Raw genomic sequence first — 23,145 nt, 5'->3', positions numbered from 1 at the left:
ACAAGGATTTTCACCATTTGACTTTTGTCTTGAACGGCTAAGCCCGTCACCCCACATCACCCATTCGGATAAAAAGCGCGCTTTCTGAGAGATTTGCGTTGATTCTCTGCGATTAATCGCTAAGACAGCCGCCCGCCCAAAGTTGATATGTCGCAAAAACTTAAGATCGCCTTACCAAAAGGCTCACTACAAGAACCAACCATCAAGCTGTTAAAGCAAGCTGGTTACAATGTATACACATCTGATCGCGGTCTGCGCCCATCCTCTGACGACTCAGAGCTGGACATCTACATGATCCGCGCACAAGAAATCGGCCGCTACCTGGAGCAAGGCTTCATCGATTGCGGTATTACCGGCCTCGACTGGGCATGGGAGCATGAAGATGCACTCGAAGACCTCGCTGAGCTTCCTTACTCACGCGCTACCGTTCGCCCTACCAAATGGGTTCTGGTAGTCCCTGAAGATTCTCCAATCAAAACCGTTGAAGATCTCGAAGGCAAGCGCATCGCCACCGAAGGCGTTGGTATCACCCAGCGTTACCTCGACCAAAAAGGCGTCAGCGCTAAAATCGAGTTCTCATGGGGAGCCACTGAAGTAAAAGTACCAGACCTCGTTGACGCCATCGTTGACGTTACAGAGACAGGTTCATCCATCCGTGCCAACAAGCTGCGCATCGTTGATACCCTGCTCACCTCATTCCCTCACTTCTACGCAGGCAAAGAAGCCTGTAAAAACGAGTGGAAACGTGAGAAAATGGAGCGTATGGTACTCATGCTCAAAGCATGCATCGAAGCTCGTGGCAAAGTTGGCCTCAAGCTCAACCTTCCAGAAAAGGCTTTGCCAGAACTGCTTGAACTACTACCTTCACTGCACGGACCTACTGTTTCCCACCTCGCCACAGAAGGCTGGGTCGCTGTAGACACCATCATCGAAGAAAAGGTTGCTCGCAGCCTTATCCCTGACCTCAAGCTCGTCGGCGCTGAGGGAATCATCGAATACCCACTTTCTAAAATCGTCCAATAGTTCGGACATTAGATATTAACCCAAACCAAAACTAAATCATGGGAAGCCTGAAAAAACATCGTAAATCCAAGATTAGTAAGCATAAGCGTAAAAAGCGCATGAAGGCTAATCGTCATAAGAAGCGTCTCCGCTACAAGTCATAATTGACTTGGTCGCTACGACCTTAACAAAAAGGGGTACAGCCAATCGGCTGTGCCCCTTTTTTATGTGTTATTTTATTTCTATTTGTCAGACAAATACAAAACATTTGCACTTAGTTAGTTGTTAATAAATCGACTCCCCCACCCCCTCAGCGGCTGATTTTTTTTCATTGTCTATCAATCCGAACACGTTTGTATTAGGCATAATGAAATTTGTTACTTTCGCAGCCATCGCACCCGCGGCTTTGCTTCTTTGCTCATGCGATAAGGTTGTCAATCTAGCTGAATCCGCCAAAGGCAAAGTGCAAGCCATCGCCGACGGCATCCAGCTGCCATCATCATCCAGCGAGGATGTAAAAGTCTATTACAACGAAATGCTCGTCCAACAGGATGAAATCCTAACGACACTGGAGAGCGTTCACACCCTCAAGGATGGCGACCAATGCGTAGGCAAACTCCAGCAGGTAGCCATCAACATCGAGGACATCTTCTTCCGCATGGGCCAACACCTCGGCTCAGATACCCAAACCTCAGACATCCTTAAAGGCGCCAGCGCCGATTCAGCGGATAACAAAATAAGCATCGCCGACAAAAACTACAAACAATCACGTGCCGTCTTTGAGGAACTCTCACGCGTCAAACTTGTCATCAGCAACGATAGCTTCCTTGTCGCTAACCTCGACAATACCATCAAACGAATCGAAACCGCTCCTGAAAGCGGCTTAAAGCGAGCCTCAGCACAGACCGCCAACCCTAACGATCCCAACACAGCTGGACAAGCTGGACCTGGCGAAAGCATCCAATCACTGAATGACGATTGGCTACCAGCTGGCGTAGAAAGAGAGTAGTCAGAAAAAATTCCCCCACTCCCCCTCCTCTCGCTAACAGCAGAGAGCCAGCCTATCAGGCCCTATTTTTAAAAGTCAGCTCTGAGACCGCTGATTTATCTAACTCACCACGCCCGAGCGCAATCAACTTTTCATATTGCGCCTTAGTCGCCTCAGACAAAGGCACAGCCACGCCAGCTGATTTAGCCAGACTATTGGCGATGCCACTATCCTTAGCTGCATGAGCGGCTGAAAAATAACATTCATGATCGCGGCCCAACATATCCTCCGCATCAGTCTCCAACACTCGTGAGTTAGCGCCTGTCTGTGAGAAGACCTCGCAGAGCATCTCTAGATCTAGGCCAAGCGCATCACCGAGCCCCAACCCTTCAGCCAAGGCCGCAGTGTTCATGTTCATTACCATGTTTACTAGCGCCTTCACCTTAGCCGCCGAGCCAATAGGGCCCGTGTATCGCAGCGCCACCGAGAGCGTGTCCAACAGCTGCTTGTGCTCAGCAAATACAGCATCATCGCCGCCCACCATCAGGTAGAGCGTGCCGTTTCTCGCTTGGTCAATACTTGAGGCCATTGCCGCCTCCAAGGTATTGGCCCCAGCTAACTCGGCTGCATTCGCCACCTCGATATGCACCTCTGGACTCAAGGTCGCACAGTTGATGAATGTCACTCCCTGCGCACCACATAATAATGTATCGCCAGCTGGTTTAAAAATATCACGCATCGCGGCATCATCAGTAACCACAGTGAGCACCACATCCGCATTTGCCGTCACCGTTGGCAAATCCGCAGCACGCTGAGCACCTAACTCCGCAGCCAGATCATCAGCCACTTTTTGGTACACATCGTAAATAACAGACACCTCGTAACCTTCGTCATTTAGATGACGTGCCATGTTAGCACCCATTCTACCCGCCCCAACTATTCCAATCCTTGCTTTCATCATTTATTATTTAAATTCCACCCTAACGAAGTTCAGGGCTCTGTGATTATTCAGATCAAACTAAGCGCATTAACAATTTTAACCACCCTCAAGTGCAAAAAATACGCCATCACAAACTCCAGCCAGAAACCCCAGCCAGAAACCCCAGCCAGAAAACCCAGCCAGAAAACCCAGCCAGAAACCCCAGCCAGAAACCCCAGCTAGAAACCCCAGCTAGAAACCCCAGCTAGAAACCCCAGCTAGAAACCCCAGCTAGAAACCCCAGCCAGAAAACCCAGCCAGAAAACCCAGCCAGAAAACCCAGCTAGAAAACCCCAGCTAGAAAACCCAGCTAGAAAACCCAGCTAGAAAACCCAGCTAGAAAACCCAGCTAGAAAACCCAGCCAGAAGCTCCAGCTAGGGCTCAACATATCGCCGAAGGCGAACAACAGACTAGCCTAGGGTAAGGCAGCGCCGAAGGCACAACGCAACCCTAGGTGACAATGCAAAATGATATCTAGCCCTGAAGGGGCGAAACAGATCAGTCAGCTAGACAAAAAATCATCTCTAAACGAGCTCACACTTTGGCTTCACACCAAACTGACTCATCACCTCCTGCAAGCGGGCAAAATCAAGCGGCTTGGGCAACAAAGTCACCATGCCCTTAGTTACCAGACGATTTAATACCGCCACTTCAGCGCCATCAAATGAATCTATCAACGCCACAACTGGCAAGGTGTAATGCGACTCAACATCGATCAACTTGCTGTAGAGATCATCACCATCCATATCAGCTAACTTAAGATCTAAGATAGCTAACTGAAAATCATAACCAGACGCCATCGTCAAAGCCTGCTCGCCACTGGATGCTGCGATGTGAAAATACCCACCCTCCTTCAAAAACTGTGTGATGCTTGAGAGGATAGAGGCGTCGTCATTTACTACTAATATTGGGTTCATAAAGTTAGGGTGTAGATAAAAACTAATTTTGGCTGTTATAATTTCGCAGCTATTTTTTTTGCTAAAATAACGAGCGCGCGGCCAACCAAAAACCAACAAATAATAAATTGGGTTAGATGTCGATAAATTGTTGAATGATTCATCATGCTTAGATTTCCAGCTGTGGTGGAAAAATCATACTCACCACCTCATCAATGATTAAAAATTGCTACCCCAGACGACTTACATTTCACCGCAACTGAGATGGAAAAAATCTCCCCTATTCCCCTCAGCCAGCGGCATGGCAAACAATGGCCAAAAAACTCAAATTTTTTGCCCAGTGATCACGCCACATACCACCCACAATGGCTGCTATTTCTCGTTTACCACTGAATTTTCCCAACCCACCAAGTGGACTAGGTGAGCAAAACTTCCACCTTGCAACTTAAATACGATTGACCCTGACCTGCACATTGCCTAGCGTCCGCGGTCTAAGATCATGAGCGCCAACAGTAGCAACTACAAGGATACGCTGAGCCTGCCGCATACCACATTTCCGATGCGCGGCGACCTCGTCAAAAACGAGCCTAAACGACTCGATAAATGGGAGCGAAACCACCTCTATACGAAGATTCAGAAGCGTCGTATTGACGAGAAGGCACCTCGCTACATTCTGCATGACGGCCCGCCATTTGCCAATGGTGACGTGCACATGGGAACAGCGCTCAACAAAGTGCTCAAGGATCTCGTGCTGAAATCCAAGACCATGGCTGGATTTGAAACTCCATTCATTCCTGGCTGGGATTGCCACGGTCTGCCAATCGAATTTAAAGTCGTACAAGCCGCTCGTGACCTCGAGCCAGCTGAGATCCGCCGCCGCTGTGTGGATTTTGCCAAAGGATGGATCGAAACCCAAAAATCATCATTCCGCCGTCTCGGTGTTTTTGGTGATTGGGAAAACCCATACCTCACGCTCGACCCAGCCTACGAGGCAGACATCGTGCGCACATTCGCAGCCTTGATCGACAAAGGCAACGTCTACCAGAGCAAGAAACCTGTGCAGTGGTCATACGGCGCGCACACAGCGCTGGCTGAAGCTGAAGTTGAGTACATGGACAAAAAATCCATCACTCTCTTTGTTGAATTTCCGCTGCTCAGTGATCAATTTGGCGAAGGTGTCTCCATGGCCATCTGGACCACCACACCGTGGACATTGCCAGCTAACCTCGGCATCGCCGTGCACCCGCTTTTCGACTACGTCGTCGGTGAGTTTGAAAAAACTGCCAACGAGCAAACTGTCAGCAAAAAGTTTGTCATCGCTAAAGACCTGCTCGAGCAGTTCGCTGACAAAACTGGTTTTGTGCTGAAAAACAAACTTCAGGAAGTTAAAGGTTCAGCCTTCGAAGGCCTCGAAGCGCAACATCCATTTATCAATCGCACCTCCAAGGTGATCAATGCGAATTTCGTCACTACTGAAACCGGTACTGGCGCAGTTCACATCGCTCCGGGTCACGGTGCTGATGACTACGTTGCTGGCCAGCAAAATGGTCTCGGCGTCCTTTCTCCAGTTGATGATGAAGGTAAGTTCACTGAAGAAGTGGGCATCCCTGAGTTTGTTGGCGAGCACGTGTTTGACTGCAACGTGCCTATCATCAAAATCCTAGCTGGCAAAGGCCACCTGCTAGGCAAAGAAACCATCACTCACAGCTACCCACATTGCTGGCGTTCAAAAACACCTATCATCTTCCGCGCCGTCGAGCAGTTCTTCATCTCGCTAGATGGCCTGCGCGAAAAAGCTCTGGAAGAAATCGACAAAGTAAACTGGCTACCTAGCTGGGGACGCAACCGCATCCACGGCACCGTAGAAGCTCGCCCAGACTGGTGCGTTTCTCGTCAGCGTACATGGGGCGTTCCTGTTCCTGTGTTCTTTGATGACAATGGTGAAGCCGTCATCGATGCCGAGCTCGCTAGAAACATCGCCGCTCTCATCGAGTCAGAAGGATCCAACATCTGGTTCGAAAAAACTGACGAAGAACTTTGCGAACGCCTTGGCCTACCAAAAACTTACAAAAAATGCCGCGACACTCTCGACGTCTGGATTGACTCCGGATCATCATCTGTTGCAGTGGTCGACCGCCGCCCTGAGTTAGAAGGTCCAGCTGATCTCTATCTGGAAGCTACTGACCAACACCGTGGCTGGTTCCAGTCATCGCTCATGCTCTCTGTTGGCGCTCGTGATGCCGCTCCATACAAAGCCGTACTCACTCACGGGTTTGTTGTCGATCAAGACAAACTCAAAGCGAAGAAGGCTGGCAAAACTAACGGTGAGTCAACCAAGTTATCCAAATCAGAAGCTGAAAAGTCAGGCAAACCAATTGATGCCGCCTACTACTATAACAAGTACGGCGCCGATATCGTTCGCCTCTGGGTATCCAGCGTTGACTGGCAAACAGAAGTGCCATTTGGTGAAGATCTCTTCAAGCAAATCGCTGAGCCATACCGCCGCCTGCGCAATACCCTGCGCATCCTGCTAGGCAACATGGACGGCTTCAATCCAGCTACTGACGCCGTAGCCAAAGCCGACATGCCATTGCTCGATCAATGGGTGCTTGAGCAACTGCACGGTGTGATTGGCGAATGCGCCAAAGCCTACGAGGCATTTGAATTCCGCAAGGTATTCAACACCCTCAACCAGTTCTGCGCTAACGACCTATCAGCCATCTACATCGATGCCACCAAAGATCGCATGTACTGTGACTCAGCCGACAGCGTGCGCCGCCGCGCCACTCAGACTGTCATGCACGAAGTCTTCAGCTCACTTGCTAGACTGCTCGCACCAATCCTCGCCTACACCACTGACGAGGCATGGGAGCACGCTGGATTCGAAGGATCCGTTCACCAACAGGACTTCCCAACAGCTAAAGAAGAATGGGCGCCATCAGAAGTTAGTGAAAAAGTCACTGAGCTGCTCAACCTTCGCGGCATCATCCAGACTGCCATCGAAGAGCAAATCCAAGCCAAAGCATTCAACAAAAATAACGAAGCTGACGTCACTCTCAGCCTGCCAGCAGATCACAGCTGCCGTAGCCTGCTAGAAGACCGCGACTTCGCTACTGAGTTCTTCATCATCGCCGGCCTCCAGCTAGATACAGCTGATGAAGCCGTCGCTACAGCGAAGAAAACTGAGTTCTGCATGTGCCCACGCTGCCGCCGCTACGAGCCAATCAAAGACGTGCTCTGCGAACGCTGCGAAGCCGCTCTGTAATACTCCCCACTACAAACTTATCTAGCTGGCCACTCCATCACCGGAGTGGCCAGTTTTGTTTTCCAGCTGGCTTAAAATACTGACATTAAATAACAAAACGACACTTGCATAACTGAAAGCATGTTAGTAACAGGAGGCGCAAATTATGTCAGACCCTTACCAATCACCCACCACCGCAGCAAGCCCAGAAGAAATGCCAACATCTAACCTCGGCGACCAAGCAGGCGTACGCATGCTTCTCCCCGTCGGTCGTTCAGGCTGGGCGATCGCAGCTGGCTACCTTGGCCTCTTAAGCCTAGCGCTCTTTCCTGCTCCATTAGCCTTCATCACCTCAATTTTAGCCATCCAAGATATCAACAAGAGCAAGCGAACTGGCAATCGCAAACATGGCATGGGCCGCGCCTTCTTTGGACTACTAATGGGCACTATCGGCTCTATCCTGCTGATCAAATTTATCCTCAACGGATTTAAATTCTAAGCGCCTAGCATTTTCATAACAAAAAAAAGGAACCAGCTAGATATGCTCTAGCTGGTTCTTTTTTGTCCAGCCAAGCGCTGGAGAATTAATACTTCATCAACCTAACGGCCCATCAACTGGCGCACGTGATCAGCAGTGACTACAAATGATTCTGTCCCATGAGGCTTGGCCACTTCACCTTTGGCTAACTGATATTCAAATACCTTGATAGGCTTCACTCCCTCTACTTGTGAAAATAGATAAACTCGCAGGGCCATTTCTTCATTCCCCTGCGCACCCGGCAGCGCTTTGATAGCAAAGCTAATTTCATTGCGACCATCTTTAGCGCCACCAATGATCACCTCAGAATGCATGATGTCCTGGAAGTTGTGACGGCTGATGCGGTTCACTTGCGCCTGAATTTCACGGCCAGGACAATAGGCATAAACTTTGGCGATATACTTAGCACCCGTCACTGGAATCTGACGCTGCGGCATTTTACCATCAGCCTGAAATGCCTCACCTTGAACGTAGCTCAGATCACCTTTTTCTAGCTGGCTACGCACATCTTTGAGCTGGCTGAGGTTAACAATCTCAAGACCATCGTAGCGCCAACGACCACCTTCAGCTAGATAAGAAATCACTAGCAGGTTGTTATGCGGGTCGATTGCGCCACCAAAATCGGCTTTGCCAAAGTACACTGCCTTGGCGGTAGAACCTCGCTGGTTAACCTCTATCAACTTCATCTGATCGACAGCTGGAGGCGCCGCTGGAAGCGCAAACAATGCCTGAGGAAATGGCTTCTTCTCAGAAACAAGACGGTTTTGCACACTAACCTGACGACTGCTAGAAGTAACCGCACGCCATTGATTATAGTTTTTATTCACCATTGCCTGGCGCCAAGTTTGATAGACTTGAGACAAACCATTGGCCAACTTAGCATCATCAGCACTGGCCGAAGACGGTAGTAAGAAATTCATCATCAACAGACAGAGAAGGAGTCGGAAAATTTGCATACATGCTTGTCCCAATTATTGCCGCGTCCTGCAATCATTTTTCGTAGACATCTTGGTCAGCTGGATGAATGATCGCGCAGCGCTCCCCATATCGCACAATTTGTCATGAACCACCTCAGCAAAGCCCATCCTATCAGTCCAGCACGCACAAGCGACCTCCTCAAGGATTCGCAGAGCTTTGTGTATCACAAAACTGCACACGGCGAGCTCAAGGTTCATCTATTTTTTCCTGATAACCACCAGAGCTCAGACCAACGAGCCAGCGCCTTATTTTTCCACGGTGGCCAGTGGGACAAACCGATGATCACACAATTTGTCCCGCAATGTCTGCATCTATCCATGCAGGGCATGATCGCTGGCGTCGTAGAATATCGGCTAGAAGACACCCATCAAACATCTCCGCTAGAAGCTATCGAAGATGCACGCGCCGCCATGATCTGGCTGCGCAGAAATGCAGCTGTGCTTGGCGCTGACCCAGAAAAAGTGGTTGCCGTTGGCGCGGGATCAGGTGCCCACCTCGCGCTGGATCTAGCCATGTTGCCGCCTCCATCAGGTGAAGGCGTGCCATCTACAGAACCACAGGCAATGATCCTATTCAGCGCTATTGTCGATACCACGCATTCAGGTGTCTGTTATAAAAAATTCCCCAAGGGTCGCTTTGCTTATAAAACCAGTCCATCTGAGTGGATTCGCCGCAAGCTACCACCATCGTTGTTTTTCCATGGAAAGTTAGACGTCGTCGCTCCTATCACGCACGTGAAGAAATTCACCCAGCTGATGAAATCCAAACGCAATATTTGCGATCTAATTGAGTTTGAGAATGCTACGCATAGTTTTTTCAACTTCAACGTAAACCAACAGCACTTCGAACAATGCCTCAACTGCATGGACCTATTCTTGGTTCAACTTGGATTTATTAGTGAGCAAGTCACTCATGAGCCGTAAGCTCACTTTAAAACAAACGAACCACTCTTATTTTACAGACCATTAGATTCGACTAATGACGATATACTTAGAGCATGCACTCGCTATCTTTTGTCGTTACAAAATCTAATCGATGTCAAAGCTATCGTTAATTAGTCTCAGCTTATGCTTGCTCTGGTGGCTAGTTGCCAATTTTAACGTCGTCGATAAATCCACAACTTTGCGAATCAACGGCCCGTTTGAGTTCACCAGCCAGGATTTATCAAAAGACGGTTACCTATACACGCGACTTCAGGTAGTCGAAACCTTATGCGGGGTAGCGCCAAATGGTGAAATCACTCCTATGTTAGCCACGGACTGGTCCGAGTCAGCTGATGGGCTAAGGTGGACTTTTCAAATTCGCCAGAACGTCCATTTTCACGATGGCACCATAATGACAGCGGACCACGTTCAGCACGCATTGCTTGAAGCGATGACAAAGCCAGGCGTGCTCCAGACAACTCCTATCAGTAAGATTTATGCTGAAGGTAATGATAGACTTGTTGTTCAGCTAGAACACAAATACAGCGCTCTTCCAGCGGTGTTAGCGCATTACTCTGCAGCCATTACCATTACAGATCCTAACCATCATAGAGAAAATTCATTTCTGATAGGAACTGGCCCCTACCGACCAACATTGATTGCACCTCCACACAAAATTCATCTATCGAAGTTTGACCAATACTGGAGCGAACCAGCTAACATTCCACATGTCCAATACCTCACAGGTCACCGTGCAGAGAGTCGCTCGTTGCAATCGCAGAGCGGTCAAGCAGACCTCGCCTATACGCTGGACCCAGCTAGCCAGCAACTATTGGCAAACTCTCCACACTTGAACATCCACACCGGCTCCATTCCGAGAACAGTGGTCATCAAGCTGAATAATGATCATCGATTTCTAAATCAGCCAAATACGCGCATGGCTATCAGTCTAGCTATTGACCGCACTGGCATTGCTGAGCACATCACCAGAACCAAAGGCGCTGAAGCCTATCAGCTATTCCCACCTGCATTAGCCAGCTGGCATCTCAAACATAGCCCGCAAACAAAAAGAGATCTAACTAAAGCCAAAGAGCTCATGCAGCAAGCTGGCTGGAAAATGGGCGACGATGGTCTACTAAAGCGAGATCATGCTAGATTCGAAATCACCCTAATGACCTACGCTGACCGGCCAGAGCTCACAGTCATTGCCACAGCGATCCAGGCACAACTGCTAGAGATTGGCATCAAAGTGAACATCGCCATTGAAAACTCTAGCTCAATCCCAGATGGACATCATGATGGTTCGCTAGAGATGGCTCTCATTGCTCGTAACTACGGGCTCATTGCAGATCCACTCGCCTTGCTAGAGCAGGACTGTGCCAGCCACCACGGCAGCGACTGGGGCCACATGAACTGGTCATCAAGCACACTCAATCGACACCTGAAACTGACAAACGAGGCCAATGGTGATCAGCAGCAGCGGATTCACAAACAAGCCATTGCCAATATATTTGCCTCTGAAATGCCAGTCATCCCTGTGGTTTTTTACACCCAGCAAGTGAGCATTAACAAACGATTGCAAAACTTCACCTTTGACCCCTTCGAGCTCAACTATCGAATCTCTGAGATCTATTTTGATGATAACAACGATTAGCAAAAGGCTCTTCCAAGCGGTTTTTGTTGTGTGGGCTGTGGGCACACTGAGCTTCATCATGATGCGCCTACTCCCTGGCAATATGGCGTTTAAAATTGCCGCTGGCCGCTATGGCTATGATCAAGTCAACCAGCAAGCCGCAGATATGGTCACAAGTGAACTCGCCCTCGACCGCTCCGCTATCAGCATGTATTTCGATTGGTTAGGCAGCTTGGCTCAACTTGATTTTGGCAACTCCCTTGTTTCAGGCAGACCAGTGCTGCATGAGATTCAGCATCAGCTAGGTCATAGTTTTGAACTCGCCCTTGTAGCTACGATCATTTCGGTTTTAATCGCCGTGCCAATCGGCACTTATTGTGGCCGCAGGGCTAACTCTCTAGCTGATCACACTTCCTTATTTGTTTCTGCGATCCTGCGGGCTCAGCCGGTTTTCGTCATTGGGCTAATCTTAATCTTAGTATTTTCGATTCATTTCAAGCTCTTACCCGTAGCAGGTTTTGGCGGCAGTGAATTCATCATCCTACCAGCGACAGCACTCGCCCTGAGCATGGCCGCACTTTCTAGCAGAATGATAAAAAACATCACCAATAACGCAGTAACATCGAGCTACTACCAATTTGCCAGACTCAAAGGGCTAAGCGAAAACCAAGCTTTCGAGCGACACGCCAAGCCTAACATCACCTTATTATTCCTCCCCTTTTTGGGCGTTCAAGCCATCTGCCTGATAGAGGGCATTGTCATGATCGAATCACTATTTTCATGGCCGGGAATTGGTCATGCGCTCGCTCACGCCATCTTCAGCCGTGATATCCCCATGATTCAAGCCTCAGCTATGGTCATGGGCTTGCTCTTTGTCGCTATCAACTCGTTTATCGATCTGGCTGTCTACCTGATTGATCCAAGAATCAACCATTCAGCCTCTAACCATGATAGATAGAAAACAAAAGCTGGGTGCTGGCATCCTGTTAATCTTACTAGTCTTGGTTTTAGCCAATAGGTTTACAAGCAATGACATTGCTAGCCAAAATCTAGATAGCATTTTTGATCCCCCCTCACTAACTTACCCCTTGGGCACTGATCAATTTGGGCGCTGCAATCTAGCTAGAATTTCTAGCGCCATCCTAACATCCCTAAGCATGGCTAGCATCTGCGTCATTACCGCATCGACTATAGGCACCCTCACTGGCTTCTTTTCAGCATGGTATGGCGGACATGTTGACCGGTTCTTTTCAACCGTCGTCAACATCATCATGGCCCTACCAGGCCTCATTATCGTACTACTCTTCAGCTCAATCATTCCTGGCTCATTTTTTATGATCTACCTCTCCATCAGCCTTGTGCTTTGGCTGGAATACTTTCGAGTTGTCCGAGCCAGAGTGATGAGCCTAAAGAGTGAACCCGCCGTGCAGATGTCACAACTCTACGGGTTTAATCTAGTCTACATCTTGAGGCGGCATCTATGGCCATCTATCAAAACAGATCTGGCTACCCTCGCTTGTTTTGGTGCAGGAAACGCCATCCTAATTTTGGCTTCGATAGGTTTTGTCTACGTCGGCTTGCGACCACCTGATGCGGAGCTTGGACTGATGATGGTTGAGCTCTTCCCATATTATTCAGATGCCCCATGGGTGTTAGCACAGCCACTGTTGGCCATTTTCGCACTCGTCTTAGCATTTAATTTACTAGCGAAAGGAGGGTCAAATGACGCCATTGATTGAAGCCAGAAAACTAACAATTCAAGATCAACACGGCCGTAAACTCGTCGACAATCTATCATTTTCGCTAGCTAGCAATTCAGCTCTAACCATCCTTGGCGAATCAGGAGCTGGAAAAAGCATCTTAGCCCAAGCTCTGCTGGGAATTCTGCCGTCCGGCATCTGCCAAACTGGTGAAATCAAACTCTTCGGCAAGCCACTAACTAAGATAAGCCAATCCCAGCTAGAAGCGATTTGGGCTAGAGAGATTTGTTTTTTACCCCAAGAACCTAGCAAGTCACTGAACCCGATCATGCCGATGAGGCGGCAGATCTCAGAGGTTTTTGAGTTTGTCCATTTACAGAAATACCGCAAAGCAACTCAATCAGCTGATGAATCATTGACTCAACTAAACCTAGACGGTCACGGAGCAAAGGTGCCCAGCAGACTGTCTGGAGGTATGTCCCAACGAGTCGCCTACGCTGCCGCCACAGCAGCAGGAGGCAAAGTGCTCATCGCTGACGAACCCACTAAAGGCTTAGATAGACGGCATGCCGCGGCGACGATCAAACGGCTTGCAAAATACAGAGATCACGGCGGATTGATCACCATTACTCACAATTTGCAGCTCGCGGAGGAACTTGGTGGCACCATCATTATCATGCGCGATGGCCAAATCATCGAGCAAGGCGACGCTTCAGCTGTTCTAACAGAGCCGAAAAATAGCTACACCCAACAGCTCATTTCAGCCGCCAAGAAGAAATGGAACCGACCGGAGAAGCTACAGCAGCCAAAACCTATCATCACGCTGGAAAATGTCAGCCTATCTCGGGGCTCAAAGCAACTCTTCCACGACTTCAACTTAACCATCAGTGAGGGAGAAATCATCGGCATGGTTGGTGAAAGCGGCAAAGGAAAATCTAGCCTAGCTGACCTATCACTCAAACTGCTCAAACCTAAGTCAGGCAGCATAAATTACCACTTTGATTATTTTCCTGCCGAGCGACCGAAGGTACTCAAACTCAGCCAAGATCCTGCAACGACATTCCCTGCTCACCACCCACTGCAAATCCTGCTAACTGACTTACAAAAAAAGCATCGTTTTGACCAAGACCATGTCGAAGTGATAATGAATGAACTCGGACTTTCAGCGAAGCTGCTAGGAAGCAAACCTCATCAACTTTCTGGCGGCGAACTTCAGCGATTCTCCCTGCTCTTCATTTTACTACTTCGCCCGCGCTATATCGTCGCCGATGAGCCTACTTCTAGACTCGACATGATCACTGCTGAAGTCGTCAATAAAGCACTGCTCAGCTACCTTGAAAAACATCGTGCTGCACTACTCTACATCAGTCACGATAGACGTTTGGTCAATGAAATCAGTCATCGAGTCATTGATCTGGATCAAACAAACTAACAACGCAGCTGATCCATTTTGTAGATTTAAATTAACTACCAGCTGCTTGACTGATAGCTACTAACGACACCTTCTCCTGCTGGCAACGGCGCATGACTTCATCGTAGTCGAGTACCAGCGTTTTATCTGCCTCGATGGCGATCACACCGACGCCAGATCGCGCACAATTTTTGATGGTATCTGGACCCACACAAGGAACATCGAATCGAAAATCTTGATTCGGTTTGGAAACTTTAGCCAAGGTAACATCTTTACCTTTGCCGAGCTCGCCGCCCCGCTTGATGCAAGCATTAGTGCCTTCAAATGCTTCAGCTGCGAGAACGGTTCCGTGTCTAACGACAACGCTCTGGCCGATATCTAGCCGGCTAGTTTCTTTGGCCATGCGGAAGCCAAACTCAGCATCTTCCCACTGACGTGGTTTGAGCTTTGGCCCCATGACATGACCAGCTGATGGCATGATATCTTCGAGGAATGTGGTGGCATTGATTAGAGTGATGCCATCTTTATCCATCTCGTTAGCAATGGCGCCAAACAAGGTTTCAGCATTGCGCTCTTTCACCTTGGCTAACATCACCATCAGGCGAATGTCTGGTCGCAGTGAGAACAGATTGCTAGGTGCAATCTGCCCTACCATGATCGCCTCGTTGACCCCTTGTTTTTTGAAATATTTGATCGTCTTGCTCAGCTGGCCAACACGAAACCATTCAAAGGCGTCAACTTTATCAGCTAGATCAGGACGAGTTTCATCCACAAACGCGGCGACAACCAAACGCACCCCTTCGCATTTTCGGCGGGCTGCCTCAACAAATGTCTCAGGGTAAACTCCTGAGCCAGCAATGATGCCAATGGTTCTCGTCGCCATGGATAAATTCTGATGACCTAGCTAGAAATTACAGCTGAGTTTCGTCTAAGTTGTGATCTTTGAGCAGATAACGAGCTGCCTGCGCCACATCTTTATCACCGCGACCTGATAGGTTTGCAATGATGATAGAATCTTTTGGCATACCCGGCGCGATTTTAGAAACATAAGCCATCGCATGTGAGCTCTCCAGCGCAGGGATGATTCCCTCAGTGCAGGATAGTTCTTTGAATGCAGCCAGTGCTTCATCGTCGGTCGCATAGGTATAATCAGCGCGCTCGATGTCTTTAAGGTAGGCGTGCTCAGGACCAATGGCGGCGTAATCGAGGCCAGCACTCACTGAGTGAGTCAGCTCAACCTGACCGTCGTCATCAGCTAACAACCAAGTCTTTGTCCCCTGAAGAACACCAAGTTTACCACCCTGGAATCGAGCGGCATGACGCTCAGGCACGATGCCATCACCGCCAGCTTCAACCCCCATCAGCTCAACTTCTTTGTCGTCGATGAAAGGATGGAATAGGCCGATGGCGTTAGAGCCACCACCTACACAGGCCACACAGAGGTCAGGCAGACGACCTTCTTGTTCTAAAATTTGTTCTCTAGCCTCGAGGCCAATCACACGGTGGAAATCACGAACCATCATTGGGAATGGGTGCGATCCCAGCGCTGAGCCGAGGATGTAGTGAGTATGATCTACTGTAGAAACCCAATCACGCATGGCTTCATTCACAGCTTCTTTCAAAGTCGCTTGGCCAGCTGTTACCGGAACACATTCTGCTCCAAGCAGACGCATACGGGCAACGTTAAGCGCTTGGCGCTCCATATCCACTGCGCCCATATAGACTACACATTCCATGCCAAAACGAGCACACACGGTGGCTGTAGCTACGCCATGCTGGCCAGCTCCAGTTTCCGCAATGATACGCTTTTTGCCTAATCGCTTAGCGAGCAAAATTTGGCCAATGGCATTGTTGATTTTATGTGCGCCAGTGTGCAGAAGATCTTCACGCTTGAGGTAAATCTTGGCACCGCCTAATTTCTCGGTCCACCGCTCAGCGTAGTAAAGCGGCGTTGGACGGCCACAATACTGCCTAAGCAGATAATCTAGCTCCTTTTGGAACTCTGGATCTGCCTTTGCTTTTTCATATTCCACTGTGAGCTCCTGCAATGGAGCCATCAATGTTTCGGGTACGAACATGCCACCGTAGGTGCCAAAATGTCCGCTTTCGTCGGGTAATGAGGATGGTGCGTTACTTGCCACGACAAACACCTATAACCGTCAGGCGCGAAGTGCAAGTGCGCATTCATCAGGAAATGACATTGTCAGCAGTGGCCATTTTACTCTATCAATGGTTTGTACACCCTCTCACCGTCATGATTGCCAATCGCAAATTTTTCACTCGTGGTCCCCAAAGCTTGCTACTCCTAGCTATCTCGCTGTTTGTTATTTCCTGTGGCGGGCTGGAAGTAAGCACTCTAACTAAGCCGATCCAAGAATCCCAGCTGGCGACATTTCTTTCTCACGACCACCATCTATCTGACCGCAGCCGCCAGACGCTAGATAATAACCAGCTGCTTAAAGATTACAAAAAATCTCCCGACCACGCCATCCATGCACTCATCGAGCTCGATCGCAAAACTCCCAGCGTCGACAATAAATTATGCATTGCTGAAATCAGCTCGCGCCGCGCCGAGCTGCTAGAAAGTGAAGGCGAACACCAAAAAGCTCTCGGCTATTACCTATGCGCAGCCAAGTACGCTATCATCACTCACAGAAAACCGATCCTCCCAGAAAGCATCGAAAACCTGCGCAACATCTACAATCTATCATGCTCACAAGCCACAAGTATCATTTACGATCTAAAAGTAGCTGATCGCGACAATTTACGCATCGAAGGCCCCGAGGGCATCTACACCATTTCGTGGGATCGTTCTGGAAAATATACCATCGATCCAACGCAATTCGATAGCATCAAGGCGGCTGACTACATAGAGATCAAGGGCATGCTCACCGAACGTGTGCGCCGCGATGCGGTGGGCGCAGCCATGGCTGGCCACATGAAAAGGCCTGCAAAGCCAAGCAAGAAAGATGCCTTCATGCCGCATACCGGTTTTGTGATTCCAGCTACCGCATGCATCCAGCTGGATGAAATGCACCACGGATCCCAGTCATTTCAGCTCACCTTATTCAATTCATACCGCAAACACACCATCAACTTGGATGGTGATGATCTGAAGCTCTCCTACGATTTCACCACTGCGCTCGCGCTCATCAAAACCTACAGCCCAGAGGAAGACTTTGGCTTTAGCGGCATGCTCAACCCAAATAAATACGAGCAATTCACCGGCCTCTATCTACTTAGAGACTACGATCCAGACAAGATTCCCGTGGTTCTCGTTCACGGGCTAATGTCCAGCCCGTTGACCTGGCTAGATGCCATCAATGTCATTCAGTCCGATCCTGTGCTACGTGAAAAATATCAGCCAGTCATGTTCTTCTACCCGACTGGCTACCCGATTGGCTACTCAGCCGCTAAGTTGCGCATTTTGCTAGATGACTTCCAAGAAGTTTACAACCCTAACGGGTCTAACCCACACATGAAAAACATGGTCATGATAGGCCACTCCATGGGCGGGCTGCTCACTAACATGCAAATCCGTGAATCGGGTGACGACATCTACAACGCATTATTTGAGCGTCCGATTGAGCAAATTGACATGAGCCAACAACAAAAAGATACCATCATGGCAATTATTGAATTTTCCCCAAACCCAAACATCAAGCGGGTTGTCTTTGCGGCAGCTCCTCACCGCGGCAGCGATATTGCTTCTGGCAAAATTGGCGATATTGCCCGCTGGCTGATCAATATCCCATTCGACATCATCGAGCAATCAGTCACCGCATTCAGCCAGATGGCAACACTAGATGCTAACACATCCAAGCTGACTCGCCTAGCACCACCATCTCTACCGCTGGTCGACGGCCTCACACCCACAGGCGTGAAAATCTCCTCTGAACGGCTAGACGGCATCGCTTCACTAGAACCCAACAATCCATTCAACCTAGCTGTCCTCAAAATGCCCATTGGCAAAAACACCACCTACCACTCCATCATTGGCAGCAAAAACCTCAATGATCCACTAGCTGAAAGCAGCGATGGTGTTGTGCCCTACTGGAGCTCACACCTAGATGGCGCTGCGTCTGAAAAAATCGTCCACTCAGGCCACTCACTCACCGGCAAAGGAGCAACCATCGCAGAGATCCGCCGCATTCTTTTCCTTCACCTTGGCCAGACCTCATACCCAGAGCTGCCATTGCTAGAAAAACAAATCGCCCGCGAAGCTGAGTAAATCAACCAATCTAACTTAGTCACAAAAAAATCCAGCTGGACGTCTGTCCAGCTGGATTTTTTTCATTTAACAAACTAGCTGGAATTTGCAGCCAGCTAGTTAGAAAAATATACTTACAAACCGCGCTTTGCCTTCTCGGCATCAATCCACGCCTGATCCGCATCCGACAGCCTCATCACACTCGTCTGGCTTCGGCGACCATCTGGATCTACCAGATATACTTTACCATCGCTGTAGCGTAACAATTTTGCCAAAACTTGATCGCCACTGCGGTTAGTCCAAATGCGATAGCCACGCTTTTCCATTTTCTCGCGCCAAGCACCATAGTCGTCACGAATGATACGCGCTGCCTGCTTCAGCTGGCCTAGCAAATACGGTCCGCCACCAGTAGTGAACCCCTTATAATTCCCCACCGTCTTTCCGCTAGGCGAAACCATAAAGATGTGTGGCGTACCCTTTACCTTATAGCGGCGTTTGAGATTATCCACATACTGTTGTTTGCGTTCTTGCACACTGCCTTGCTTAACATTTCTCACTCTATCATCTTCGTTAAGATCATCCTTTGGATCAGCTCTGACGTACAAGTCTATACGCAAACGCACAGCCTCTTCGTTAGCCCACTCTTCAAACTCAACAGTTTCTAGCAGCTCCGAACTAAGCACCTTGCAGCGTGGACTATTTCCTCCATTATTACGTGAATCAGTGAACCAGATCATCAATGGTTTGCCAGATTGCTTCGCCTTGCGCGACGCTACCGTATAACTCACCTCCCAAGTATCTTTGTTTGAGGTGGCCCATACTTCCTCAAACTGCTCGTCCATGGGCACGTTTTCATCCTCTGGAGCCCAAATTAATTTTTCCGCAGGGATAATCTGGCTAACATTCACCTTCATCTGCTGCTCGCCCATGCCTCCACCTGCAATCATCGTTGATGGCACATTTTTCATCGCCTCTTCAGGCGAGGTCGGCGGCACATGCTTTCCACAGCTCATCACCATTAGCGACATCCCTGCCAATCCAGATATTTTTAAAATATGCTCATTCATGAAGTCATTCATCAGCTCGATTTATTTCCACTTAATTAGCCGAAATCCCATAACTGTGCAACCGCCAATCACCTCAGTCACTTAGCTATTGCAAACATGTTGATTATCAATCGCCGTCTCAATATTTGAATATAAATTTCATATTTAAATATCGACAATGAGATTCAGCTGGATAATTTCTATATGATCAAAGCCTCACGGTTGATAGAAATATCCAGCACAAGAGCCTACAAGCACTAGAAATAATCACTAATACTTATGAAAGTATCCACACTACTTAGCTCATCAGTTTGCCTAGCCGCAAGCATCGCACTTGCTAGCGCGCAGAGCACTAAATTCAAACCCACATGGGAATCTGTCGGCGTAAAAAATGATGCGCCAGAATGGCTCAAAGACGCCAAGTTTGGAATCTATACCCACTGGGGACCACAAACATTCTTGGGCACGCTACCTGTCACTGGCTCCATCGGCTATTATAACAACATGTATGTCAAAGATAGCCCGGTCTATAAATACCACGTAGAAAACTATGGTAGCCCTAGTGAAGTCGGCTACAAGGACATGGTCGATTATTTCAAAGCCAAAGATTTCGACTCAGAAAAATGGGCTCAGACATTTTATGACTCAGGCGCTAGATTTGCTGGCATGGTTGTTATTCACCACGACAACTTCTGCATGTACAACAGTGACATCAACCCAGTAAACGCCAAACAAAAAGGTCCTAAGCGCGATATCACTGGCGAGCTCGCTGCCTCATACCGCAAGCGCGGCATGAACTTCATCACTACTTTCCACAACATGGCCAGCTGGGGGCACAGCTTCCTCGGCAGCTATGACTATGACGGCAGCGATCCGAAATACGTTGGCATGTACAATGAGCCTCACAAAAAATCTGACCCGTGCACCAGAGAGTATTTAGACAGACAATTAGGACTCGTCAAAGAAGTCATTGATAAATACGAGCCAGACTCAATCTGGTTCGATTACGGTCTCTACAACGCGCTCAAAGAAGACGATAGACTCGACCTAGCCAGCTACTACTACAACTGGGCTGAAGACCACAACAAAGACGTCACATTCATTCATAAACACGGAACCAAACTGCCAACCGGCATGCTCAATACTGAGCGTGGCCGCCCAGGCAACATGATGGAGAAGACCTTCATGAACGACGAATCTATCGGTGTTCGTTATTGGTTCCTCAACAAAGAGCGCTATGACGACGCTGGCAATTTCCCGGGCGAGTACCTCACCCACACATTGATCGATCTCGTTTCTAAAAACGGCACCTTCCTACTCAACATTGCCCCTGATCTAGACGGCAACATTCCAGCTGACCAACTTGAAGTTCTCAACATCATGGGCTCATGGTTAGACCGCTACGGCGAGGCGATTTACAAAACTCGCCCGTGGGAAAACTACGGCGAAGGACCTCACCAAGTTCGTTTCCAAGGCAAGATCTCAGGCAGCGAAGAAGCCATGCGCCAATACTCCAACAGCGACATCCGATTCACCAAATCTAAAGACGGTAAAACTGTCTACGCGATCTATCTGGGGCAAGTGTCAGCTGACACCCCTATCCGCTCCATGTTTGTCGACAAGCCAGAGCTACTCAAAGGAGCTAAACTAGTCGGCGGCGGCGCAGTGAAGATGACTGTCAATAAAGACAAGCACCCAGTGTTAGATATTTCTAATATCCCTGTAGATAACATCAATGCTGTTGGGGTAGCCATCGCCATCCCAGCTGAGGCCATTAGCTACAACCCAAAAGCTACTGAAGTAAAATTCAAGCAAGTCAGCCTTTCTGTAGACACAGCAAGCATCCACGGCGACAGCATCCAGCTAGTGACCATTGACGCTGATGACAGCATCCGTGCACTTGAACCATGGACTAACAAAGAAGATTCCTTCAGCTGGGAAGTTGAAATTCCAGCCGCAGGCACATGGGTGGTGGAACCAACTATTCTAGCGAAAAGCCCAACTAGTGTGACCGTCACCCTAGCAGGCGAGACTAAAACAACGCAGCTCAATATCAAACGAGTGAAGAGCAAACCTGGAAAGTCTGATTTCGGTTCATTCAAAATAGACAAACCTGGCACTTATACGCTCAAGGTTGCATCTGACTCTAGCAATCCAAAATGGAAACCATTCCACACATACGGAATGAAAATCAAGCAGGTTGAGTAAGAACATATCTCATCATCTTATTGTTGGGCCCAGCTGGTACATCCAGCTGGGCCTTTACTTTTTCCATAAAAAACCGCACCCATCACACAGCCGGAACAAGTTCGAATAGATTTACAACTAAGGAACAAACGATCACACATCACGAAAGTCTGGATCCTTGGATTCGCCGAGCCATAGTCATTGGATTTTCTCTACAAAACACAATGAAAGCGATTCCAGTAATGAGTTCCATCAGTCTCCAGATCACAGCCATGCTCACTAGCTTAGCTATGATCACAAGCGCTTCCGCTGACATCGATGATTATGAAACCGGCATGATGTCTAAAGTGCCTATCAAGGCCAAACTCTTTGCTGATACTGAAGACTACTTCAGTGGCAAAATCCCTAAGAGCGTCTACCAGATGTTCAAGAGAGATAGAATCCCTTCAACATGGCGCAACGCTAACGACATTAGTCCCGAAGAATGTGTTGAATACAAACAGAGCGAGCACACGCTAAATATCTACGTACCTGCCGATTATACCCCCGATCAAGCATTTGGCTTATACGTTCACATCCGCCCCAACGACCAACTTGAGCACAGAGCCTCCTCTGAATACCGCGAGCTATTTGATGAATTAGGTATCATCTATGTGAGCCCAGATGGCACATCTAACTCACAATCATCATGGCGGAGAATTGTACTGGCCGTCGACAGCATGGCGCACGCATTTAAATTCTATAACATCGATAGAGAGCGTGTCTACATCGGCGGATTCTCTGGCGGTGGCCACATGGCTATGATGACGCAAATGATCTATCCAGAGTACTTTCAAGGCGCTATCAGCCACGCGGCACAGAGCTATCTCCCTACCAGAGGCATTGGTCACTTCCCAGGCGTTAGCATGTCTGACATTAATAGTTCACCACGAAAACAAAAGAAATGGTGCGTTATCAGTGGCTCTAAAGACCAAAATTACGCTGAGATTATCAAAACTAGCAAGGAGTGGGAGAAGACAAAGTTAGACTATAAATTCATCAACTCACCATTGATGGCACACACACCAGCGCCAGCTGAAGCATTGCGCGAAGCCCTTGCTTGGATGGGCGAAAACCCTGAGATCAAAAAACAAAAAGCTGCCATCGCCAAAGCTAGAAGCATGAGAACATGGACGTCCACAGCGGGGTCATCACTGACTGCTAGATTTGTAAAACACGACAGAGGCATGATCACGCTGGTCACCGCTGATAACAAAAACATCAAGTTAGACTTCATGCAACTCAGTGGCGAATGTAGAGAGTTCATCAACATCCACTGTATCGATGCCCTGAAAGGCATTGAGCTAGATTAAATATCTAGCCCAATACCCAAAACTAACTACGTGCCGCGAGCTAGCGGCACAAATCTT

At 48.6% G+C, this 23,145-nt stretch carries 19 protein-coding genes; 13 read left to right on the top strand and 6 right to left on the bottom strand.

The annotated features are described in order from the left end of the window. Nucleotides 1–147: 147 nt before the first annotated feature. From hisG to JIN82_RS08775, 3 genes are all read left to right on the top strand, one after another. Nucleotides 148–1,023, top strand: a complete 876-nt coding sequence (gene hisG / locus JIN82_RS08780) for an ATP phosphoribosyltransferase (protein WP_200311257.1) — start codon at nucleotides 148–150, stop codon at nucleotides 1,021–1,023. Between the two features lie 38 nt (nucleotides 1,024–1,061). Then, on the top strand, nucleotides 1,062–1,166 hold the full coding sequence (locus JIN82_RS17645; protein WP_343221734.1) for an AURKAIP1/COX24 domain-containing protein: 105 nt from the start codon (nucleotides 1,062–1,064) through the stop codon (nucleotides 1,164–1,166). A gap of 203 nt (nucleotides 1,167–1,369) precedes the next feature. Continuing rightward, nucleotides 1,370–2,011, top strand: a complete 642-nt coding sequence (locus tag JIN82_RS08775) for a hypothetical protein (protein WP_200311256.1) — start codon at nucleotides 1,370–1,372, stop codon at nucleotides 2,009–2,011. Between the two features lie 55 nt (nucleotides 2,012–2,066). Here JIN82_RS08775 and JIN82_RS08770 read toward each other — a convergent pair whose 3' ends face one another. Together JIN82_RS08770 and JIN82_RS08765 are read right to left on the bottom strand one after the other, a co-directional pair. Next, complete coding sequence (locus JIN82_RS08770; RefSeq protein WP_200311634.1) at nucleotides 2,067–2,948, bottom strand: NAD(P)-dependent oxidoreductase; 882 nt, start codon at nucleotides 2,946–2,948, stop codon at nucleotides 2,067–2,069. A gap of 546 nt (nucleotides 2,949–3,494) precedes the next feature. After that, nucleotides 3,495–3,887, bottom strand: a complete 393-nt coding sequence (locus tag JIN82_RS08765; protein WP_200311255.1) for a response regulator — start codon at nucleotides 3,885–3,887, stop codon at nucleotides 3,495–3,497. A 478-nt stretch (nucleotides 3,888–4,365) separates the two neighbouring features. Here JIN82_RS08765 and ileS point away from each other — a divergent pair, with 478 nt between their 5' ends. Together ileS and JIN82_RS08755 are read left to right on the top strand one after the other, a co-directional pair. Continuing rightward, nucleotides 4,366–7,131 carry an isoleucine--tRNA ligase gene (gene ileS, locus JIN82_RS08760; protein ID WP_200311254.1) on the top strand — a complete coding sequence of 922 codons (2,766 nt, stop codon included), beginning with the start codon at nucleotides 4,366–4,368 and terminating at the stop codon, nucleotides 7,129–7,131. 145 nt (nucleotides 7,132–7,276) lie between these two features. Further along, a complete protein-coding gene (locus JIN82_RS08755; protein ID WP_200311253.1) occupies nucleotides 7,277–7,609 on the top strand; it encodes a hypothetical protein in 333 nt (110 codons plus the stop codon). Nucleotides 7,610–7,710: 101 nt separating this feature from the next. Here the strand turns inward: JIN82_RS08755 and JIN82_RS08750 are convergent, their stop codons facing one another. After that, nucleotides 7,711–8,604: a hypothetical protein gene (locus JIN82_RS08750; protein WP_200311252.1), complete on the bottom strand. Its 894-nt coding sequence runs from the start codon at nucleotides 8,602–8,604 to the stop codon at nucleotides 7,711–7,713. Nucleotides 8,605–8,709: 105 nt separating this feature from the next. Here JIN82_RS08750 and JIN82_RS08745 point away from each other — a divergent pair, with 105 nt between their 5' ends. From JIN82_RS08745 to JIN82_RS08725, 5 genes are all read left to right on the top strand, one after another. Then, nucleotides 8,710–9,549, top strand: a complete 840-nt coding sequence (locus JIN82_RS08745; protein ID WP_200311251.1) for an alpha/beta hydrolase — start codon at nucleotides 8,710–8,712, stop codon at nucleotides 9,547–9,549. A 112-nt stretch (nucleotides 9,550–9,661) separates the two neighbouring features. Further along, nucleotides 9,662–11,203, top strand: coding sequence for an ABC transporter substrate-binding protein (locus JIN82_RS08740; RefSeq protein WP_234041877.1), 1,542 nt, complete (start codon nucleotides 9,662–9,664; stop codon nucleotides 11,201–11,203). Further along, nucleotides 11,187–12,140 carry an ABC transporter permease gene (locus tag JIN82_RS08735; protein WP_234041876.1) on the top strand — a complete coding sequence of 318 codons (954 nt, stop codon included), beginning with the start codon at nucleotides 11,187–11,189 and terminating at the stop codon, nucleotides 12,138–12,140. Before JIN82_RS08740 ends, JIN82_RS08735 begins: the two co-directional genes overlap by 17 nt. Next, the gene (locus JIN82_RS08730) at nucleotides 12,130–12,921 is read left to right on the top strand and encodes an ABC transporter permease (RefSeq protein WP_343221733.1); all 792 of its coding nucleotides are present in this window, start codon (nucleotides 12,130–12,132) and stop codon (nucleotides 12,919–12,921) included. The genes JIN82_RS08735 and JIN82_RS08730 overlap by 11 nt, the downstream gene beginning before the upstream one ends. Beyond that, entirely contained in the window at nucleotides 12,905–14,314 is a 1,410-nt protein-coding gene (locus JIN82_RS08725) for an ABC transporter ATP-binding protein (RefSeq protein WP_200311247.1), read from the top strand. Before JIN82_RS08730 ends, JIN82_RS08725 begins: the two co-directional genes overlap by 17 nt. A gap of 31 nt (nucleotides 14,315–14,345) precedes the next feature. Here the strand turns inward: JIN82_RS08725 and JIN82_RS08720 are convergent, their stop codons facing one another. Together JIN82_RS08720 and trpB are read right to left on the bottom strand one after the other, a co-directional pair. Next, nucleotides 14,346–15,176, bottom strand: coding sequence for an LpxI family protein (locus tag JIN82_RS08720; RefSeq protein ID WP_200311246.1), 831 nt, complete (start codon nucleotides 15,174–15,176; stop codon nucleotides 14,346–14,348). 28 nt (nucleotides 15,177–15,204) lie between these two features. Next, nucleotides 15,205–16,434 (bottom strand): tryptophan synthase subunit beta, encoded by a 1,230-nt coding sequence (gene trpB / locus JIN82_RS08715; RefSeq protein WP_200311245.1) that lies wholly within the window; start codon nucleotides 16,432–16,434, stop codon nucleotides 15,205–15,207. Here trpB and JIN82_RS08710 point away from each other — a divergent pair. Further along, nucleotides 16,416–18,524, top strand: coding sequence for an esterase/lipase family protein (locus JIN82_RS08710; RefSeq protein WP_234041875.1), 2,109 nt, complete (start codon nucleotides 16,416–16,418; stop codon nucleotides 18,522–18,524). The two genes, trpB and JIN82_RS08710, sit on opposite strands and share 19 nt — an antisense overlap. 113 nt (nucleotides 18,525–18,637) lie before the next feature. On the opposite strand, the gene JIN82_RS08705 is transcribed toward JIN82_RS08710, so the two are convergent. Further along, nucleotides 18,638–19,516 (bottom strand): thioredoxin family protein, encoded by an 879-nt coding sequence (locus JIN82_RS08705; protein WP_200311243.1) that lies wholly within the window; start codon nucleotides 19,514–19,516, stop codon nucleotides 18,638–18,640. A 312-nt stretch (nucleotides 19,517–19,828) separates the two neighbouring features. Here JIN82_RS08705 and JIN82_RS08700 point away from each other — a divergent pair, with 312 nt between their 5' ends. Further along, nucleotides 19,829–21,757 carry an alpha-L-fucosidase gene (locus JIN82_RS08700; RefSeq protein ID WP_200311242.1) on the top strand — a complete coding sequence of 643 codons (1,929 nt, stop codon included), beginning with the start codon at nucleotides 19,829–19,831 and terminating at the stop codon, nucleotides 21,755–21,757. A gap of 269 nt (nucleotides 21,758–22,026) precedes the next feature. Further along, nucleotides 22,027–23,088, top strand: a complete 1,062-nt coding sequence (locus JIN82_RS08695; RefSeq protein ID WP_200311241.1) for a prolyl oligopeptidase family serine peptidase — start codon at nucleotides 22,027–22,029, stop codon at nucleotides 23,086–23,088. The last annotated feature ends 57 nt before the right edge of the window (nucleotides 23,089–23,145 follow it).

This window comes from Persicirhabdus sediminis, assembly GCF_016595495.1.
GTDB classification, from domain to species: Bacteria; Verrucomicrobiota; Verrucomicrobiia; order Verrucomicrobiales; family Akkermansiaceae; genus Persicirhabdus; species Persicirhabdus sediminis.
Note: the sequence above shows the minus strand (reverse complement) of the source record. Positions and strands in the feature narration are given on the sequence as shown.

Bases quoted from the DNA above. Each gene is read 5' to 3' on its own strand.
- JIN82_RS08755 (WP_200311253.1), top strand. From the start codon at position 7,277: ATGTCAGACCCTTACCAATCACCCACCACCGCAGCAAGCCCAGAAGAA.
- JIN82_RS08695 (WP_200311241.1), top strand. From the start codon at position 22,027: ATGATCACAAGCGCTTCCGCTGACATCGATGATTATGAAACCGGCATG.
- JIN82_RS08705 (WP_200311243.1), bottom strand. From the start codon at position 19,516: ATGAGCTGTGGAAAGCATGTGCCGCCGACCTCGCCTGAAGAGGCGATG.
- JIN82_RS08775 (WP_200311256.1), top strand. From the start codon at position 1,370: ATGAAATTTGTTACTTTCGCAGCCATCGCACCCGCGGCTTTGCTTCTT.
- JIN82_RS08740 (WP_234041877.1), top strand. From the start codon at position 9,662: ATGTCAAAGCTATCGTTAATTAGTCTCAGCTTATGCTTGCTCTGGTGG.
- JIN82_RS08720 (WP_200311246.1), bottom strand. From the start codon at position 15,176: ATGGCGACGAGAACCATTGGCATCATTGCTGGCTCAGGAGTTTACCCT.
- JIN82_RS08765 (WP_200311255.1), bottom strand. From the start codon at position 3,887: ATGAACCCAATATTAGTAGTAAATGACGACGCCTCTATCCTCTCAAGC.
- ileS (WP_200311254.1), top strand. From the start codon at position 4,366: ATGAGCGCCAACAGTAGCAACTACAAGGATACGCTGAGCCTGCCGCAT.
- JIN82_RS17645 (WP_343221734.1), top strand. From the start codon at position 1,062: ATGGGAAGCCTGAAAAAACATCGTAAATCCAAGATTAGTAAGCATAAG.
- JIN82_RS08770 (WP_200311634.1), bottom strand. From the start codon at position 2,948: ATGAAAGCAAGGATTGGAATAGTTGGGGCGGGTAGAATGGGTGCTAAC.
- JIN82_RS08750 (WP_200311252.1), bottom strand. From the start codon at position 8,604: ATGCAAATTTTCCGACTCCTTCTCTGTCTGTTGATGATGAATTTCTTA.
- JIN82_RS08730 (WP_343221733.1), top strand. From the start codon at position 12,130: ATGATAGATAGAAAACAAAAGCTGGGTGCTGGCATCCTGTTAATCTTA.
- JIN82_RS08735 (WP_234041876.1), top strand. From the start codon at position 11,187: ATGATAACAACGATTAGCAAAAGGCTCTTCCAAGCGGTTTTTGTTGTG.
- JIN82_RS08725 (WP_200311247.1), top strand. From the start codon at position 12,905: ATGACGCCATTGATTGAAGCCAGAAAACTAACAATTCAAGATCAACAC.
- JIN82_RS08745 (WP_200311251.1), top strand. From the start codon at position 8,710: ATGAACCACCTCAGCAAAGCCCATCCTATCAGTCCAGCACGCACAAGC.
- JIN82_RS08700 (WP_200311242.1), top strand. From the start codon at position 19,829: ATGAAAGTATCCACACTACTTAGCTCATCAGTTTGCCTAGCCGCAAGC.
- JIN82_RS08710 (WP_234041875.1), top strand. From the start codon at position 16,416: ATGGTGCGTTACTTGCCACGACAAACACCTATAACCGTCAGGCGCGAA.
- hisG (WP_200311257.1), top strand. From the start codon at position 148: ATGTCGCAAAAACTTAAGATCGCCTTACCAAAAGGCTCACTACAAGAA.